This window comes from Rubrobacter taiwanensis, assembly GCF_004337705.1.
Taxonomy (GTDB): domain Bacteria; phylum Actinomycetota; class Rubrobacteria; order Rubrobacterales; family Rubrobacteraceae; genus Rubrobacter_C; species Rubrobacter_C taiwanensis.
Genome location: NZ_SKBU01000001.1, coordinates 1 through 15,392, shown reverse-complemented (window position 1 = coordinate 15,392; position 15,392 = coordinate 1). Strand labels below are relative to the sequence as shown.

Annotated in this window: 19 protein-coding genes; 9 read left to right on the top strand and 10 right to left on the bottom strand. The window is 67.7% G+C overall.

Annotation, left to right across the window (positions count from 1 at the left end; genetic code table 11):
- Window positions 1-10 precede the first annotated feature (10 nt).
- Together E0L93_RS00095 and E0L93_RS00090 are read right to left on the bottom strand one after the other, a co-directional pair.
- A complete protein-coding gene (locus E0L93_RS00095) occupies window positions 11-274 on the bottom strand; it encodes an indolepyruvate ferredoxin oxidoreductase subunit alpha (protein ID WP_132687050.1) in 264 nt (87 codons plus the stop codon).
- 127 nt (window positions 275-401) lie between these two features.
- Complete coding sequence (locus E0L93_RS00090) at window positions 402-953, bottom strand: NuoI/complex I 23 kDa subunit family protein (protein WP_132687048.1); 552 nt, start codon at window positions 951-953, stop codon at window positions 402-404.
- Between the two features lie 277 nt (window positions 954-1,230).
- On the opposite strand from E0L93_RS00090, the gene E0L93_RS00085 reads away from it, so the two are divergent.
- Window positions 1,231-1,791: a hypothetical protein gene (locus tag E0L93_RS00085; RefSeq protein ID WP_132687046.1), complete on the top strand. Its 561-nt coding sequence runs from the start codon at window positions 1,231-1,233 to the stop codon at window positions 1,789-1,791.
- A 267-nt stretch (window positions 1,792-2,058) separates the two neighbouring features.
- Window positions 2,059-2,556 carry a DUF1648 domain-containing protein gene (locus E0L93_RS00080; protein ID WP_132687044.1) on the top strand — a complete coding sequence of 166 codons (498 nt, stop codon included), beginning with the start codon at window positions 2,059-2,061 and terminating at the stop codon, window positions 2,554-2,556.
- Here E0L93_RS00080 and E0L93_RS00075 read toward each other — a convergent pair.
- The 3 genes from E0L93_RS00075 to E0L93_RS00065 form a co-directional block, all read right to left on the bottom strand.
- Window positions 2,553-3,569, bottom strand: a complete 1,017-nt coding sequence (locus E0L93_RS00075) for a PA0069 family radical SAM protein (RefSeq protein ID WP_132687042.1) — start codon at window positions 3,567-3,569, stop codon at window positions 2,553-2,555. The genes E0L93_RS00080 and E0L93_RS00075 overlap by 4 nt on opposite strands.
- 53 nt (window positions 3,570-3,622) lie before the next feature.
- A complete protein-coding gene (locus E0L93_RS00070) occupies window positions 3,623-4,426 on the bottom strand; it encodes an SDR family NAD(P)-dependent oxidoreductase (protein ID WP_132687041.1) in 804 nt (267 codons plus the stop codon).
- A 63-nt stretch (window positions 4,427-4,489) separates the two neighbouring features.
- On the bottom strand, window positions 4,490-5,281 hold the full coding sequence (locus E0L93_RS00065; protein WP_243638037.1) for a DNA-methyltransferase: 792 nt from the start codon (window positions 5,279-5,281) through the stop codon (window positions 4,490-4,492).
- Between the two features lie 99 nt (window positions 5,282-5,380).
- Between E0L93_RS00065 and E0L93_RS00060 the strand changes: the two genes are divergently transcribed.
- Window positions 5,381-6,952, top strand: coding sequence for a sensor histidine kinase (locus E0L93_RS00060; protein WP_132687039.1), 1,572 nt, complete (start codon window positions 5,381-5,383; stop codon window positions 6,950-6,952).
- Between the two features lie 33 nt (window positions 6,953-6,985).
- A complete protein-coding gene (locus tag E0L93_RS00055) occupies window positions 6,986-7,327 on the top strand; it encodes a hypothetical protein (protein ID WP_132687037.1) in 342 nt (113 codons plus the stop codon).
- Here E0L93_RS00055 and E0L93_RS00050 read toward each other — a convergent pair.
- Complete coding sequence (locus E0L93_RS00050; RefSeq protein ID WP_132687035.1) at window positions 7,324-7,827, bottom strand: acyl-CoA thioesterase; 504 nt, start codon at window positions 7,825-7,827, stop codon at window positions 7,324-7,326. The two genes, E0L93_RS00055 and E0L93_RS00050, sit on opposite strands and share 4 nt — an antisense overlap.
- Before the next feature lie 56 nt (window positions 7,828-7,883).
- On the opposite strand from E0L93_RS00050, the gene E0L93_RS00045 reads away from it, so the two are divergent.
- Complete coding sequence (locus E0L93_RS00045; RefSeq protein ID WP_132687033.1) at window positions 7,884-8,117, top strand: hypothetical protein; 234 nt, start codon at window positions 7,884-7,886, stop codon at window positions 8,115-8,117.
- A gap of 4 nt (window positions 8,118-8,121) precedes the next feature.
- Here E0L93_RS00045 and E0L93_RS00040 read toward each other — a convergent pair whose 3' ends face one another.
- The 4 genes from E0L93_RS00040 to E0L93_RS00025 form a co-directional block, all read right to left on the bottom strand.
- A complete protein-coding gene (locus E0L93_RS00040) occupies window positions 8,122-8,718 on the bottom strand; it encodes an HD domain-containing protein (RefSeq protein ID WP_132687031.1) in 597 nt (198 codons plus the stop codon).
- A 46-nt stretch (window positions 8,719-8,764) separates the two neighbouring features.
- Window positions 8,765-9,679, bottom strand: coding sequence for a cobalamin-binding protein (locus E0L93_RS00035; protein WP_132687029.1), 915 nt, complete (start codon window positions 9,677-9,679; stop codon window positions 8,765-8,767).
- A 12-nt stretch (window positions 9,680-9,691) separates the two neighbouring features.
- Window positions 9,692-10,807: a site-2 protease family protein gene (locus tag E0L93_RS00030; RefSeq protein ID WP_132687027.1), complete on the bottom strand. Its 1,116-nt coding sequence runs from the start codon at window positions 10,805-10,807 to the stop codon at window positions 9,692-9,694.
- A 116-nt stretch (window positions 10,808-10,923) separates the two neighbouring features.
- Entirely contained in the window at window positions 10,924-11,376 is a 453-nt protein-coding gene (locus E0L93_RS00025; protein ID WP_165874045.1) for a C40 family peptidase, read from the bottom strand.
- A gap of 243 nt (window positions 11,377-11,619) precedes the next feature.
- Here E0L93_RS00025 and E0L93_RS00020 point away from each other — a divergent pair, with 243 nt between their 5' ends.
- The 4 genes from E0L93_RS00020 to E0L93_RS00005 all read left to right on the top strand — a co-directional run bounded on the left by E0L93_RS00020 (window position 11,620) and on the right by E0L93_RS00005 (window position 15,312).
- Window positions 11,620-13,362 (top strand): bifunctional 3'-5' exonuclease/DNA polymerase, encoded by a 1,743-nt coding sequence (locus tag E0L93_RS00020; protein ID WP_132687024.1) that lies wholly within the window; start codon window positions 11,620-11,622, stop codon window positions 13,360-13,362.
- Between the two features lie 82 nt (window positions 13,363-13,444).
- Entirely contained in the window at window positions 13,445-14,380 is a 936-nt protein-coding gene (locus E0L93_RS00015; protein WP_165874044.1) for an ABC transporter ATP-binding protein, read from the top strand.
- The gene (locus E0L93_RS00010; protein ID WP_132687020.1) at window positions 14,373-15,101 is read left to right on the top strand and encodes an ABC transporter permease; all 729 of its coding nucleotides are present in this window, start codon (window positions 14,373-14,375) and stop codon (window positions 15,099-15,101) included. Before E0L93_RS00015 ends, E0L93_RS00010 begins: the two co-directional genes overlap by 8 nt.
- Before the next feature lie 28 nt (window positions 15,102-15,129).
- Window positions 15,130-15,312: a tyrosine-type recombinase/integrase gene (locus tag E0L93_RS00005; RefSeq protein ID WP_341539370.1), complete on the top strand. Its 183-nt coding sequence runs from the start codon at window positions 15,130-15,132 to the stop codon at window positions 15,310-15,312.
- The last annotated feature ends 80 nt before the right edge of the window (window positions 15,313-15,392 follow it).

Genomic DNA, 15,392 nt, shown 5'->3' with positions numbered 1-15,392 from the left:
GGAGAGCCGCCTAGTTGACTCCCCAGCCCGGCGCGAGCTTCGAGTAGTCGAGCTCGGCGGCCTTCCTGGCGTAATCCCGCAGGTCTTCGGGGACCTCATCGCCGGGGTAGATGGCCTCGACCGGGCACTGGGGCATGCACATGGAGCAGTCTATGCACTCCTCCGGGTTGATGACGTACTGGTCCCCCGCATCGTAGATACAGTCCACGGGGCACACGGCCACGCAGGCGGTGTTCTTGGTCCCGATACACGCTTCGGTTATGACGTAGGCCACGGTGTGTCTCTCCTTTGGAGACTCGCTTCAGCAACTCTCGTTCGCCCGGCCATTATATTTTCTCCGGTGCGGGGTCCGAAACCGGGCGTTGATCTGGATCACGTCCCCTCGCCGCCACACGCGGCGGTCACTTCTCCGGGTCCCTCCCGAATATGTGACGTCCCGCGGTGGCGGGAGCCTTCTTCCCGGTGGGCTTCTTCTTCTCCTTGATGGGCGGCTTGGCGCCTGCCGTCGTGAAGGGTATCTTGACCGCGGGCTTGGGATCCCTCCTCGGGTCCACCGGCCGCTCGCCGAACTGCCGGGCGAGATCCAGCCGGTTATATGCCTGCGCCTCGAACTCCTCGGTGTGGTAGATGCAGTTGACCGGACAGACCTCCACGCACAGCGCGCAGTACATGCACCGCGAGTCGTCGATCACGAAGCCAACGGAATAGGGACGCGGCTTGCCCGAGCCGTCGGCGTCGCGCTTCTCCTGCTCGATGGAGATGCAGTGGTCCGGACAGACCCGCATGCACTGCAGGCAGGAGATGCAGCGGTCTATGTCCACGGTGAGCATCCCCCGGCTCCGCTCCGGCAGCTCCCGCTTGTATTCCGGGTACTGGCGGGTGATCTTCGGTTCGAGCATCCGCCGGATGGTTATCGCCATCCCCTTTAAAATACCCTGGCCCAGTTGAGGCATGCTTAAGAGCCCTCCTCCGGTCGATGAACCACGAAACAGCCGGCACCGCGCCGGCGTTGAAGTACGTTCAGAGCATCGCGGCCGGCGCCGCTCCTCCGCATTCTCTCTCTTCGTACCCTATCTCTCACAGATCCGCCCGCCTCTCTTGCGATCTTGCGGCCTCTCCGACTACCCGATTATACTATCATGCTATTACAAGATGTTAGAAGCTGCGGCCGTCGGGGTGTGCCCCTCAGACCGCACGAAGGCGGAGACGAGCTCTACGGATGGGGGTAGGATGACGCTCTTCAGGAAGAACGGATCTGAGAACGCGCCGCTACGCTCCGGAGATAAGGCTCCGAACTTCCAGCTCTCCTCGGCACAGGGCGGTCTGTTCCGGCTGGATATGAGAACGGCGCACGGGCCCGTAGTACTGGCGTTCGTGAACGCGGGCGAAGAGGAGCGCGAGCTACTCGAGCGGCTGAAAGAGCGCCGGGCGGAGTTCCAGCGCGCCGGTGCGCAGCACCGCTCCAGGATGCGGTCCCAAACCTCTGCGAAGCCATATTCCCGCATGGGGCCCACGATGGCCGCCTCGGTCGCCGTCATCGTCCGGGCCGAGACGATGGAGCAGGTGAGGGAGCTGCAAGAGCAGCTGCAGCTCCCCTACTACGTGCTGTGGGATGAAGCGAACCAGGTCTCCGGGAGATACGGCGTAGCGGAGGGAGAGACGGCGGTTGCGGTCGTGCAGGGCGACGGCACCCTGGAGTGGATCTCCGAGTCCGGAGAATCGCCGCCGATCGAGCAGATCCTGCAAGCGGTCCTCCCGGAGCAGGAAGAAGGACCGGACTCCGGAGCGTAGCGGCCCGCAAAGAGGCCCGGCTGCGGCCGGACCCCGCACTTTGGCATTCCGGATCGACGGAGGCGCCGCCCGGGAGCACCACCGCTTCTTCTGTGGATATCTCGATCCTACAACCGGCAGCCTCCTAGTGTTTCTCTACTCCCAATTCCATTAGTGCGTGGCTGAGAGCCCTCTGATGACCTCGCGCAGGAAATTGGGCCTTGCGAAGCAACTCCTAAGCGTAAGAGTAGAGCCTACCCCCGGCTGCGGGTAGACTGTCCTGCGGTCATGAAGCTGAAGGTAGAAGAGCGCCCTCCGTACTCCGGGCTGGAGTACGCGCTGGAAGCCACCGCGCTGTCGCTCGTCGGGCTGCAGCTCTACGTCCTGTTCACCAGCCTCCCCGAGCTGCCGGATCAGGTCCCGGTGCACTTCGGAGCTGGCGGCGAGCCAGACCGGTTCGGTCCCACAGAGGCTCTGTGGCTGCTGCCCGGCATCAGCGTGGCGCTGTTCCTGTTGCTTGCGGCCGTCGCCCGCTACTCGAAGTCTTACAACGTGCCCTGGCGCGTCCCAGAGGAGAGCCGGACGCGCCAGTTCCGTCTGGCGCGCACGCTGGTCGTCGCGATGCAGGTCTACGCAGCGGCCCTTTTCACCTACATCACCTGGCAGACGGTCCGCATCGCTCTGGGAGAGGCCGGAGGGCTCGGTGGCGGGTTCGTGGCCGCAGCGGTCCTGATCCCGCTCGGGATGATCGCGATCTACGTGACCCTCGCCCGACAGAACCTCTAGAAGAGACGCGGCTGCTCTGTGGGGCGGCGGAAGGCGGCCACAGACAGCTGCTCCGCGGGGCGGTCGCTCAGTCCGGCCCGGCGGCGGCTTATCCGGAAGAGCTGGCGGATGTGGCCGGCGTAGAAGCCCTCACCGCGCATGCGGCTGCCGAAGTGCGGGTCGTTGAGTTTGCCACCGCGGATGGAGCGGATGCGGCCCAGCACCTTCTCCTTCGCGGCCGGGCGGTGACGCTCCAGCCAGTCCTCGAAGAGCGGGGCCACGGCATGCGGCAGGCGGATCGGAGTGTATCCGGCGAAGCGGGCTCCGGCCCCGGCCGCGGCGGAGAGAATTTGCGGGATCTCGTGGTCGTTCAGGCCCGGGATCACGGGCGCGACCATGACGCCGACCGGGATGTTCGCCGCCGCGAGCCTCTTGACGGCGGCGAGGCGGCGGGCGGGACGCGAGGTCCGGGGCTCCAGTACGCGCCGCAGGTCGTCGTCGAGGGTGGTGAGCGAGATCGCGACCGAGGCCGCGCCGTACCGCGCCAGCTCGCAGAGCAGGTCTATGTCCCGCGTGACCAGGTGGTTCTTGGTAATAACGGCGGCCGGGTTGCGGAACTCCGCCAGCACCTCCAGGCAGCGGCGGGTGAGCCGCAGCCGCTTCTCGACCGGCTGGTAGGGGTCGGTCACGCCGCTCAGGGCGAGCGGTTTCGGCTCCCACCGCGGCGAGGAGAGCTCCCTTCTCAGCAGTTCCGGAGCATCCTCCTTGACCAAGATGCGGCTCTCGAAGTCCAGCCCGGCCGAGAAGCCCAGGTACTCGTGCGTCGGACGGGCGTAGCAGTAGGCGCACCCGTGCTCGCAGCCCCGGTACGGGTTGACGCTGGCCTCAAACGGGATGTCCGGGCTGGCGTTGCGGGCGATGATCGAGCGCGAGCGGTCCCTCAGGTAGACGGTCCCGGGGTCGAACTCTTCGGGTTCGGCCTCGATCCGCTCGAACCGGTTCCCCGGGTTGTGCGCCGCTCCGCGACCCTTCATGAGGCAAGGGTAAAGGATGAGCGGCCCCGTCCCTACCCCTTATTTGCAAGCGGCTACCGGGCCGTCCAGCCGCCGTCCACGAGCAGTACCGCACCGGTCACGAAGCTGGAGGCGCGGGATGCCAGAAAGACGGCGGGACCGACGATCTCCCACACCTCGCCGAAGCGCCCCAAAGGGACGCAGCCGACGACGTTTTCGTACCACCGGCGGTCCTCCATGATCTGGCGCACCAGCGGCGTGGTGAAGTACGCCGGGGCGAGCGCGTTGACCCGGATGTTGTGCGGCGCGAGCTCCAGCGCCAGCGTGCGGGTGAGCTGTACGACGCCCCCCTTGCTGGCGGAGTATGCCGCCTGCCGTTCCATGGTGACCAAACCGAAGATGGACGCCATGTTTATGATGCTGCCGCCCCCGTTGGAGACCATCAGCTCCGCGAACGCCTTCGAGCAGTGAAAGAGGCCCCGCAGGTTCACATCCAGCACCTCGCCAAACTCCCCCGGCTCCAGCTCCAGCACCGGCTTGCGGCGGTTTATGCCGGGCACGTTTACGGCCACATCTAGCCGGCCACCCCACCCGTCAGCTTCCCGGGCCGCCGACCGCACGCTCCCCCAGTCCCGGACGTCGAGCCGTATGGCGGTGCTCTCCCGGCCGATCCTGGAGATCTCAGCCGCCGTCTCCCACGCCCCTTCGGCATCGATGTCCAGACAAGCCACGTCCGCGCCGAAGTGGGCGAACCCCAGCGCCATCGCCCTGCCGAGTCCCGAGGCGGCCCCCGTGACGGCGGCGCGCCGTCCGTCGAGGCGGAAGATCTCGCCCATGTCTTCCGGCAGCGGGGCCGGATGCCCGTATCCCTCCGTCAAGACGCTCACCCCCTGAGTGCCCGCGTTGCGCAGAGGCCAGCCTAACCCCCGCCGGGGGGCCCGTCAACCGTGCCCGGAGACGCGCCGCAGCGCCCACCCCCTCTCCGCCGCCCGGATGCGGCGTTCGGCGAGCCCGGCGTACTCCCGCTCCAGCTCCGCCCCCACGAAGGTACGGTTCAGCTCCTTGGCAGCGACGGCGGTGGTTCCCGAGCCGGTGAACGGGTCGAAGACGAGGTCGCCTTCGGACGTGCAGGCCAGGATGATGCGGCGCAGGAGCCGCAGCGGTTTCTGGGTCGGGTGGTAGCCGTGCCGTCTCTCTTCGGGCGGGACGGTCCGGATGCTCCAGACGGAAGACAACTGCCGGGTGGGGTTGTGGCCGTTGAGGAGTTCGTAGTTGAAGCGGTGGCCCGGTCCCTTCGCGGCCCAGAGGAGCGTCTCGTGCGCGTGGGTGAAGGCGGTGTGCAGCAGGTTGGGCGCGGCGTTGGGCTTGTACCACGTGATCTGGTTTATCAGGCGGAAGCGGAGCTGCTGCAGCGCGAAGCCGAGGCTGAAGATTATGTGGTGCGTGCCCGAGACCCAGAGCGAGCCGCCGGGCTTGAGGATGCGCCGGGCGGCCCGGAGCCAGCGCAGGTTGAACTCGTGGTCTTTCTTTAGCCCCCCGGAGCGGTCCCAGTCCCCCTTGTCCACGCAGACGAGCCGGCCGCCCCGATTGGTGAGGCCGCCGCCCGAGAGCCGGTAGGGCGGGTCGGCGAAGACGAGGTCCACGCACCGCCCGGGCATCAGCTCCATCAGCCGGACGCAGTCCTCCAGATAGACCACGGCACCCGGCTCGCCGAAGGTCTCCAGCTCCCTCACACTCCGGTGTTCGGCCGGATGTGCCGGGAGCTTTAGTGGCCGCGCCGACCGGAGGTTGCTAGGATACGCTCCTGAAAGCTGACGAGGGGGGATGGATAGTTGAGGATCCCGGGACCGGAAACCGGACGGGACCCGCGGTTTCTGGCTACCGCAGCGCTCGTCGTGTGGGCTGCGGCCGTCTCAGTCCTCGCAGCTCTGCCGGAGGACTCCGGCAGAGCCCTGGCGTCGGCCGGCCTGTACTGGGGCGCGGCGGCGTTCGCCGCCGCCGCGATAGCGCGCGCGGCCGCGCTGAGTGCCGGATCCTGCCGGCGCTTCTGGGCCCTTCTGGGCTCCGGGCTGCTCTTCAGGGCGCTGGGCGACGCGGACCGGATGGGACTCCAGCTCCCCGGCATCCCGCACTGGAGCATCGCGGACGCTGCCTCCTGCACGCTCTTGTTCGTCGCGCTCCTGCTGCTGGTCTCCCGGGTGACGCACCGCACGACGCTCGTTGCGGCGGTCGACGCCCTGTTCATTACGATCTCGGTGGGCCTGTTGGTCTGGCACTTCGTGCTCGGGGAGAGCATGCTCTCCGGCATCCGGGAGGCGGCGGCCATCTCCGCTCCGGTCTGCAACGCGGGCCTGCTGTATCTGGCGCTGGTCGCGCTCTCCACCCGGCACCGGCCGGCCTTCGCCGGGCTTCTGGCGGCGGCGTTCACGCTCTTCCTGCTCGCCGACACCGCCTATCTGAGGCTCCGCGCCGCCGGAGTGCACGAGCCCGGCAGCTGGCCGGAGCCGGTCTGGGCACTCGGGATCGGCTTGATCGGGCTGGCAGCGCTGCGGGCGACGGGCGCGGCGGAGTTCGCGTCCCGGCCCGCGATCAGCCCGTGGCGGGTGGGGGCCTTCTGGTTCGGGCCCCTCTCCCCGGCGATGCACTACGGCTTTCTGCTGGCGTGGGTGGCGGCCACCCCCCCCGTCCCGCTCTACGTGCTCGTCTGGGGGGTGGCGCTCATGTTCTACCTGGCCTTCAGGATCTCCTTCGTCTCCTACGTAAGCCAGCAGCTCCGCCGGGAGCAGGAGGAGCTGGCACGCCGGAGCGAGCGGAACCGCATCTCCGAAGATCTGCACGATACCCTCAAGCAGAGCATCCACGGCGCGGCGCTGCTCATCGGGGCCTACCGCAACGCCCGCAGGAGCGATCCGGAGGCGGCCGGGGAGATCCTGGATCGTGCCGTAGAGGCCACCCGGGAGGCGGACTACCTCGTCTCCCGGCCCATCAACGAGCTGCACGCCCTGAGCGGGATGCCGGAGCTGGACGGGGAGACGGTCTTCCGGCAGGTGCTGGAGGAGGTACGGGAGCGCTTCGATCTCCGGCTGCACGAAGATCTGGCAGCCTCGCCGAACGAGCTGCCACCGGAGCGGCTGGCGGCCGCCTACCGGATAGTCAGCGAGGCGCTCTGGAACGCCGGCCGGCACTCGGGCGCCCGCAACGCGTGGCTGGAGACGCGGAAGGTCGGCTCGGTCTTCATCGTGCGGGTGCGGGATGACGGCCGCGGGCTTCCGGCGGGTGATCTGCCGTGGGGGATCGGGATCTCGCTCATGCATTCCCGGGCCGAGAGCGCAGGCGGGAAGCTGGACATCGTCTCCCGGCCCGGGGGTGGCACGACCGTGCAGGTCCGGTTCGAGCAGCGGTGAGCGGCGCCGCATCTCCGTGGTATCTTAGAGGTTGTGGCGGAGGCTCTGATCTACATCGCCGGCGCCGGGGCCGCGCTGCTGGCCGGGGATTACGGCGGGCGCGCACTCTTCCGCGCCGGGATACCGGACGAGTACGTCTTCCCGGTGCTGCTGGTGGCGGGCGTGCTGGGGTTCTGGAGCGGCCTCTTCCTCACGCACACCGCCGCCCTGCTCGCCTTCGCCCTCTTCACCTTCGCCCTGGTGCACCAGATTGCAGACCAGTGGCGCAACGAGGCGCGGCGGCTGAAGAACGAGAACAAGCGCCTCTCCTACGCGCTGGATGCCGAGAAGCGCCGCGTCGAGCGCCTCAGAAAGCACCCGGACAAGAGCGGCTAGCGCACCAGCTCCTCCTCCGGCCGGCCCTCCAGCCGGGCCACGGCCTTAACGAACCAGTCCGGCCGCGGCCGGCTGCGGCCGGTGGCGGGGTCGAAGAAGACCTGGACGGTCGAGCCCTCGGCAACGAGCTGTCCCGCTCCGTTCCGCAGGCGGTACTCGAACACGAAGGTCTTGCGCGAGACGCCGGCGACTTTCACGGCGCAGCGCAGCCGCTCCCCGAGATGTGCCGGCGCCCGGTAGCGGACCCGGGCCTCCGCGACCACGAACTCTGCACCCTCGAAAGGGCCGAAGGCTATCCGGCGCGGGTCGGACGGGTCTGCGGGTCCGGCCTTGAGGCTCAGGCTCTCCGCCAGAGCCCCAAGGTAGGCGAAGCGGGCCTGCTCGAAGTAGGTGAGGTACGTGGCGTTATTCACGTGCCCCATCGCGTCCAGGTCCCGGTAGCGGACCTCGAGCTCGGCCGCGACACCGGAATCCTCTCTGTACGATCCCTTCTCGATCATGGAACGTATCTTACCCGGACGATTAGCCCGGCGCGCCCGCGGGCAAGAACCCGTATATGGACCTCGTGCCGGTAAATCTGGCGCTGGGAGCGTTGCTGATCTTCATCGGCCTGCTGGGACTGGGATACGGGCTCTACGCCCTCCTGCGCGGCGGCAAGGGTCAGGAAGGCGGCATCGGCCCGATCCCGGAGCGCGGCGTGCACGCCATCGCCGGCATCCGGATGCTGATCGGCGGCGGGATCTCCACGATCCTCGGCGCGCTGCTGCTCTGGGGGTACTTCTCCGGCTGAGACGCTAGAGCAGCTGCAGCCCGGCGGTCTCGCGGCCGAGGGCCTGCAGGAAGCTCTCCGCCTCCGCCACGCGCTCCCGGGCAATCCTCCGGCTGCTGCCGAGCCTCAGCAGCGGCGGTATGCGGGTGCCCAGCGCCCTGATGTGCCGGACGGCCGCCGGCAGGTCCGGCACCTCCGCCTCGGAGCCGACCATGGCCATGACGCGCGAGACGCCCACCGCGCCCAGATAGTCCAGCCCGACGGCGTCCTTCAGCAGCACCGACTCCACCGAACGACCCACCCCGGCGTCCGGCGGGTGGTGCTTTATCGCGTCGAGCACGGTGCGGGTGGCGCGCGGCGGGAAGTTCCTCTCTTTGAGCAGCCGCTCCGCCACACGCCCGGAGCGGACCACGTGATCGGCCCCCTCCTTCATGTTGTACGCTTTGTAGAGCCCGATGTCGTGCAGCAGGCAGGCGAGGCGCAGGATCTCCTCGTCGTAGGAGAGCCGCTCCAGACGTGCCAGCGTGCGCGCCATCTCGTGCACGCGCAGGCAGTGGGCGTAGCCCCAGACGGGATCGGTCCCGGCCCGGGCGACGAGCGATTCGATGTCCGATACCACCATGGGCCGGACCAATATACCACCGCGGGCGCGGAAGTTTCAGAGAGTATCAGGCGACCCGGACGGCGACCTCTTCGCTCGGGGGTCCGGGGAAGAGCTCAGGATGTATTATTGAGGCCAGGATCTCGATTCCCTCCACCAGCCGCGGGGCGGGGCGGGAGAAGTACGAGTTGGCCTCCACGGCCCACACCCGGCCTCCCCTCACGGCCGGGATGTCGCTCCAGCCGGGCAACTCCCGCAGCAGGTGAGCCTCCCGCAGCGTGCGCTCCACGTTAAAGCCGCAGGGCATGAGCACGATCACCTCGGGTTCCGCAGCCGCCACGTCCTCCCAGCTCACGCGGAAGGAGTCCGTATTAGGCTTGCCGAGCACCTCGGAGCCGCCGGCCATCTGTACCATCTCCGGCACCCAGTGCCCGGCGGCGAACGGCGGGTCCAGCCACTCGATACAGGCCACGCGCGGCCGCTTTGCTCCGGATGCGGCCTCCCGGACCCGCGCCACCCGCCCCTTCAGCTCCGCCACCCTCCCGCGCGCAAGATCCTCCCGGCCGAGCGCCCGGCCGACCGTGATCGCCGTCTGGAGCACCTCTTCTAGCGAGTAGGGGTCGAGCGAGATCACCTCCGGCTCGGAGTCCAGCTCCCCGATGGCCCGCTGCACCACGTTCATGGAGACCGAGCAGACCTCGCACAGCCCCTGGGTGAGGATCAGGTCCGGCCGCAGCCTCCCGAGCAGCTCCACGTTAAGCGTGTAGAGGCTGTCCGCATCGGTGAGGTGCCCGCTGACGGAGGCGTCTATCTCGGCGCTCGTCATCTTCGAGTGGTCTATGGCCGAGGCGGTCAGGCGCGGCAGGCTCCTCACCCCGGGCGGGTAGTCGCACTCGTGCGTGACGCCGACCAGCGAGCCCGTAGCGCCTACGAAGTGCACCAGCTCCGTGGCGCTCGGGAGCAGCGATGCCACGCGCTTCATACACCTCACCCCCTACTTCGGAAGCTGCCGCAACAGGCTCGCCTGCTGGATGTCGTCTATGGTCAGCATCCCGACCAGCTCGCCCTCCTCTACCACCGGCACGGCCCGGATGTTGTTCTCCTGCAGAAGCTGGTAGCCCTCGGTGAAGAGATCCGCCTCCGGAGAGATGGTCGGGAAGTCCGTCCGCATCAGATCCCGCACGTTCAACCAGCGGTCCGAGGAGTGGGCGGCCTTGAAGATCTCGTCCCGCGTGATCATGCCGACCAGCCTCCCGTCCTCTTCCACCACCGGGAAATCCTCCTGGTAGCCGTGGACGACCGCATCCAGCACCTGCCCGAAGTTGTGATACGGCGTCACCGTCTCGGTGCGCCGCTTGTTGCCCATCACGTCCGCGACGGTCAGGCCACGCATCAGCTCCCGCTGGCGCACGATCTGCGACTCGCCCATGGCCCCAAAGAAGATGAAGACCGCGATGAGAGCGAGCAGGAAGTTGCCCGAAAGCAGCCCGAAGACGAAGAAGGCGAAAGCGAAGAACTGCCCGACCGCCGAGGAGATGTCGGTCGCCCGCACCGGCCCGAAACGGGTGGCGAGCAGCCCCCGCAGTATCCGGCCGCCGTCCATGGGGAAGGCCGGGATCATGTTGAAGACCCCCAATATGATGTTCATCAGCCCCAGATAGTTGAGGATGAGCCCGGCGGAGTGGATCCTCCCCTCGGCCAGCAACTCAGGCGCAGGCAGCGTGAGCGGCGAAACCCCAAACAGCAGATACGCCGGCAGATACAGCAGCGCGGCCAGCGCGAAGTTCACGGCCGGACCGGCTATGGCTATCTTCACCTCGTCCCACGGACGCTCGGGGAGCGTCTTCAGACGCGCCAGCCCCCCGATCGGCAAGAGCGTTATGTCCGGAACGTCTATCCCCTGCCGAAGGGCCACCAAGGCATGGCCGAACTCGTGCAGCAGCACGAAGACGAAGAGCACCAGAATGAGAGCGGTCATCAGAACCCCGCCCAGCACGTTCCCGGTCTGCAGGTAGCCCCAGCCGCCGAAGAACACGAAGAGCAGGAAGAAGGTCCAGTGGATCTTTACGTCGATCCCGAAGACCCGCAGGATTTTGAACGAACCGCCCATATTCTTCGCTCTAAAGTTTACCCTACCCGCCGCCCCCGGGAGTTAATCCCCACACGAAGCCCCGGAGGCCGCCCGAGGAGCCGGCGGCCTCCGGAGGTCGCGCGCTGCGGAGCTCTCTAGAAGATGCTCCTGTAACCGACGGTGTACTCCGGGTAGACCGGATCGTAGCGCACCACGGTGCCGGGATACGGAGCGTTGATCTGCCGACCGTCGCCCACGGCGATGCCGACGTGCGTGATCCCGCCGTAACCGAAGTCCTGGAAGACCAGGTCACCCGCCTTGCCCCCAGAGGGCACGCCGTAGCCGAACTGGGCAGCAGCGTTGTGCGGCAACCGTACCCCGAAGGCCTCATACACCTTCATCGTCAGCCCCGAACAGTCCACCCCGGCGCGCGAAGCCCCGCCGTAGACGTACGGAACCCCCAGCCACGTCTGAGCCTCGGCGACCACAGCCTCGCCCGAAACATACCGCGCCTCGGCCGCCCGCGCGGAGAACGCCGCCGCCAGCAACGCCGCTACCAGCAGCGCCGCCGCAGCGAACAGAACCGGTCGCATTCTGGTTGCAGCCAAAACCAGCATCCTTTCGTCTAGCCATCCACTTCCGGCAAAGGGATCACTCGGCGAGGATCCCCCCTCCTCGTACCAGCGCAGCAGGGTAGAAGCGATAATGACCCGCGTCAATAGCCCCAAACCATCGCCCCACCCCCCGGAATCCCGCATAGATGAGGGCGAAACCCCCGTTTCGATCCGGTTGCCTTTTTAATATTTCTTAACATCATCGGTTCCGGAGGGTTCTACTGTAGAATCTCCGGCATGGAGGCGACCGGGTACCGGCTCATTGCGGACGAGGGAGAGCTGCGGGAGGCTGCTGCACGGGTTAGCGCGGCGGAGTACGTGGGGCTGGATGTGGAGACGACGGCTCTGAGCCCGCTGGATGGCCGGCTCCGGCTCCTGCAGCTGGCGACGCCGGGGGGGACGTTCGTGGTGGACCTCTTCGGGGTGGGGAGTCTGGAGCCGCTGCGGGGGGTATTGGAGGGCGGGCCGGTGAAGGTCGCGCACAACAGCAAGTTCGAGTACTCGTTCCTCAAGCACGAGTGCGGCATCGCCGTCTCTCCCATCTTCGACACGATGCTGACCTCGCAGCTCATAGCGGGCGGGGAGCGGGGGCTGAGCCACTCGCTGGAGGAGGTGGTGCGGCGCTATCTGGGCCGGGAGCTGGACAAGACGGTGCGGGCGGAGGACTGGTCCGGGGATCTCAGCCGGCGGCAGCTGGAGTATGCGGCGCGGGATGCGGCGGTCCTGCTGCCGCTGCACGGGAAGCTCCGGCGGGTGCTCAGAGAGGAGAAGCTGGAGTACGTGGCCAGGATAGAATTCGCCGCCGTTCCCTCGCTGGCCGAGATGGAGCTGGCCGGCATCCGGCTCGACCGCCGGAGGTGGCGGGAGCTGGAGCGGGTGGTACGCGAGCGGCGGGACCGGGTGGCACGGGAGCTGGAGGCGCAGCTCCCGCAGCCGGAGGGTGTGCTGCCGCTGGAGGGGCTGGGGCCGGGCATAAACCTGAACAGCCCCGGGCAGGTGATCGAGGCTTTCCGGGCGCTGGGGCTGGACCTCCCGGACACCCGGGAGTGGACGCTGATGCGGGTGGACCACCCGGCGGCGAAGCTGCTGCTGGAGTACCGGGAGCTGCAGAAGAAGCTCGGCACCTATCTGGAGACCTACCCGGACTACATCCATCCCGGGACGGGGCGCATCCACGCCAGCTTCGCCCAGTGCCGGGTGCCTACGGGCCGGCTCGCCTGCTCGCACCCGAACATCCAGCAGATACCGCACGAGGACGAGTTCCGCAGCTGCTTCGTGGCCGGGGAGGGTTACCTCTTCGTCATCGCCGACTACTCGCAGATAGAGCTCAGGATCCTGGCCGAGGTCTCCGGCGACGAGGGGTTTGTGCGGGCCTTCCGGCAGGGGGAGGACCTGCACCGGGTGACGGCCGCGACCATGTTCGGCGTCCCGATGGAGGAGGTCACCGGCGAGCAGCGTTCGGCGGCCAAGCGCATAAACTTCGGGCTCGCCTACGGCCGGGGGGCGCAGAGCCTCTCGGCGCAGCTCGGTACGGACGAGGAGCGGGCCCGCGAGCTCATAGACGAGTACTTCGCCAGCTACCCGAAGGTGCAGCGCTATCTGCAGGGCGCGGCGGAGAAGGCCCTCAGGCAGCGCACCCTGCGTACGCTCTCGGGCAGGGTGCGGAAGTTCGGCGACACCTCGGGGCTGGACCGGAAGGCGCGCTCGGCGCTGCGCCGGGAGGCGATGAACTTCCCCATTCAGGGCAGTTCGGCGGACATAGCGAAGCTGGCCATGATCCACATGCGCCGGGAGCTGGAGGGGCTGGATGCGAGGCTCGTCAACTCCATCCACGACGAGTTCGTGGTCGAGTGCCGGGAGGAGATAGCCGGCGAGGTGGCCGAGCGCGTCCGGCGCTCGATGCTCCGGGCCGGAGAGACGTTGCTCAGGCGGGTCCCGGTAGAGGTGGAGGTCGCCATCTCGCCCGAGTGGCGGAAGTAGGCCGGGGTGAGCCCGCTAACAACCGTGGCCGTGAGATGCCGCTAAAATTATGCGGACCGTCACCGACCCCGGAGAGCGAGGCTTGGCCGTACTCGAAGCGGAGAACATCACTCTAACGTACAGGAGCAGCGGGCGGGGTGTGGAGAACGCCAGCCTGCGGGTGGAGGCGGGCGAGATCTTCGGCCTTATGGGGCCGAACGGGAGCGGCAAGTCCACCCTGCTGCGCGTGCTCACCACCGCGATGGTGCCGGACTCCGGCAGCCTCCGCGTCTGCGGGATGGACGCCTTGAAGGACCGGCGGCGGGTCCGGGCCAGGCTCGGCATCATGGTGGACCGCCCCACCCACTACGGGGATCTCTCCGGCTGGGCCAACGCGTACTTCTTCGCCCGCGCCTACGGACTGAAGGAGAAGAAGGCCGAGGCCGCCCTCGCGGAGCTCTTCGAGCACTTCGACCTCGACGACTACCGGGACGACCGGGCCAAGACCTACTCCTATGGAATGAGCAAGAAGCTGGCCCTCATCGAGGCGATGGCTCACGGCCCGGACCTGCTCCTGCTGGACGAGCCCTCGCTCGGGCTAGACTACACCTCACAGCTCGCCTACCAGCGGAAGGTGCGCGAGCTCGCCGCAGCCGGCGCGGCGGTTCTGATCGCGAGCAACCAGGTGGACGAGATGGAGTCGCTCTGCGACCGGGTGGCGTTCTTGCACCGGGGCAGGATCGCCGCCGAGGGCCGGCCGCAGGAGCTCGTAGAGTCGCTGCGCGGCCTCAAGCGGATCGAGGCCACCCTGCGCAATCCGGTGGAGTACGGGCCGCTGGCGGAGGTCGCCGGGGTGCGGCGGGTCGTGCCGGAGGGCCGGGACCTGGTGGTGCACACCGAGGACCGGCCCGGCATCGTTGCGGCGGTGGTGAACGCCGTCGTGGAGTGCGGCGGGGACATAGTGGACCTGCACGTCCGGCGGCCGAACCTGGAAGACGTGTACGTGAAGCTCACCGGGGAGGCGCTGACGGATGAATAGCTTCAAGCGCCCGGACGCCTACTGGAAGAAGGACGTGGCGCTCTTTCTGAACAAGCGCTTCGCCCTGATCATAAAGCTGCTGTACCCGATGGCGATCATCGTTCCGGTCGCTCTAAGCCCCATACCGCCGGAGTTCGCCGCGGCGGTCGTGGGAATAGTAGCGGTAATGGCCGGGACCTTCGGGGCCGGAGAGAGCCTGACGGTGGACCTCAACGACGGCATCCTGGCGCGCGTGGCACTCACCCCCCTACCGCCGGGCCGGATCGTGCTGGAGCTGTTGCTGGTCAATGCCGTGCTGGACTTCCTTCAGCTCCTGCCGGGGCTCCTGATCGTGCTCTTTATCTACGGCCCGGAGCCGGTGTGGGCGCTGGCGGCGCTCTTTTCGGTCTTCATGACGCTCATGGCCGCCAACTGCATCGGGGTGTTCATCGCGAACTTCACCTCCTCCCCGGCCGACGTGCTGCTCTACGCCGTGGTGATCCTGCTGCCCCTGATCTACCTCTCCGGCTTCTTCCGCAATCAGGACCCGCAGGGACTCCTGGCCGTACTGCGGGACTTCGTGCCGTTCGCATACATGAACGACGCCCTGCGCGAGGTGTTCGGGGCCGCCGCCATCGGCCACGGCCCCCCGGCCATCTTCGCCTTCCCCACCCTCATCGTGGCGCTGATGGTCCTCGGAATCTACCGCCTCGGGCCCCGCCTGCTCTCCGTGAGGGTGTAGCCCGAAGCCCCCTCCGGAATGCGCCGGGCTGCCCGGAAGCACCCGGCTCTGCGATCTGCGGCACACCCGCGCCACGCTGCTCCTCGCCAGAAACGTCCACCCCAAGTACGTACAAGAGCTTCTGGGACACGCCTCGGTCACGCCCACCCTCGATACCTATTCTCACGTTCTACCCGGCATGGACGGGGGCGCGTCAAGCGCCATAGCCTGAATTATTCATAGAGGAGGTTGAAGAGGAGGAGCCTACTCCTGTATACGGTCTAGTTGCTCTGTAACTGACCAAAGAAGGAG

Bases quoted from the DNA above. Each gene is read 5' to 3' on its own strand.
- E0L93_RS00090 (WP_132687048.1), bottom strand. From the start codon at position 953: ATGCCTCAACTGGGCCAGGGTATTTTAAAGGGGATGGCGATAACCATC.
- E0L93_RS00085 (WP_132687046.1), top strand. From the start codon at position 1,231: ATGACGCTCTTCAGGAAGAACGGATCTGAGAACGCGCCGCTACGCTCC.
- E0L93_RS00080 (WP_132687044.1), top strand. From the start codon at position 2,059: ATGAAGCTGAAGGTAGAAGAGCGCCCTCCGTACTCCGGGCTGGAGTAC.
- E0L93_RS00075 (WP_132687042.1), bottom strand. From the start codon at position 3,569: ATGAAGGGTCGCGGAGCGGCGCACAACCCGGGGAACCGGTTCGAGCGG.
- E0L93_RS00050 (WP_132687035.1), bottom strand. From the start codon at position 7,827: ATGATCGAGAAGGGATCGTACAGAGAGGATTCCGGTGTCGCGGCCGAG.
- E0L93_RS00045 (WP_132687033.1), top strand. From the start codon at position 7,884: ATGGACCTCGTGCCGGTAAATCTGGCGCTGGGAGCGTTGCTGATCTTC.
- E0L93_RS00040 (WP_132687031.1), bottom strand. From the start codon at position 8,718: ATGGTGGTATCGGACATCGAATCGCTCGTCGCCCGGGCCGGGACCGAT.
- E0L93_RS00035 (WP_132687029.1), bottom strand. From the start codon at position 9,679: ATGAAGCGCGTGGCATCGCTGCTCCCGAGCGCCACGGAGCTGGTGCAC.
- E0L93_RS00030 (WP_132687027.1), bottom strand. From the start codon at position 10,807: ATGGGCGGTTCGTTCAAAATCCTGCGGGTCTTCGGGATCGACGTAAAG.
- E0L93_RS00020 (WP_132687024.1), top strand. From the start codon at position 11,620: ATGGAGGCGACCGGGTACCGGCTCATTGCGGACGAGGGAGAGCTGCGG.
- E0L93_RS00010 (WP_132687020.1), top strand. From the start codon at position 14,373: ATGAATAGCTTCAAGCGCCCGGACGCCTACTGGAAGAAGGACGTGGCG.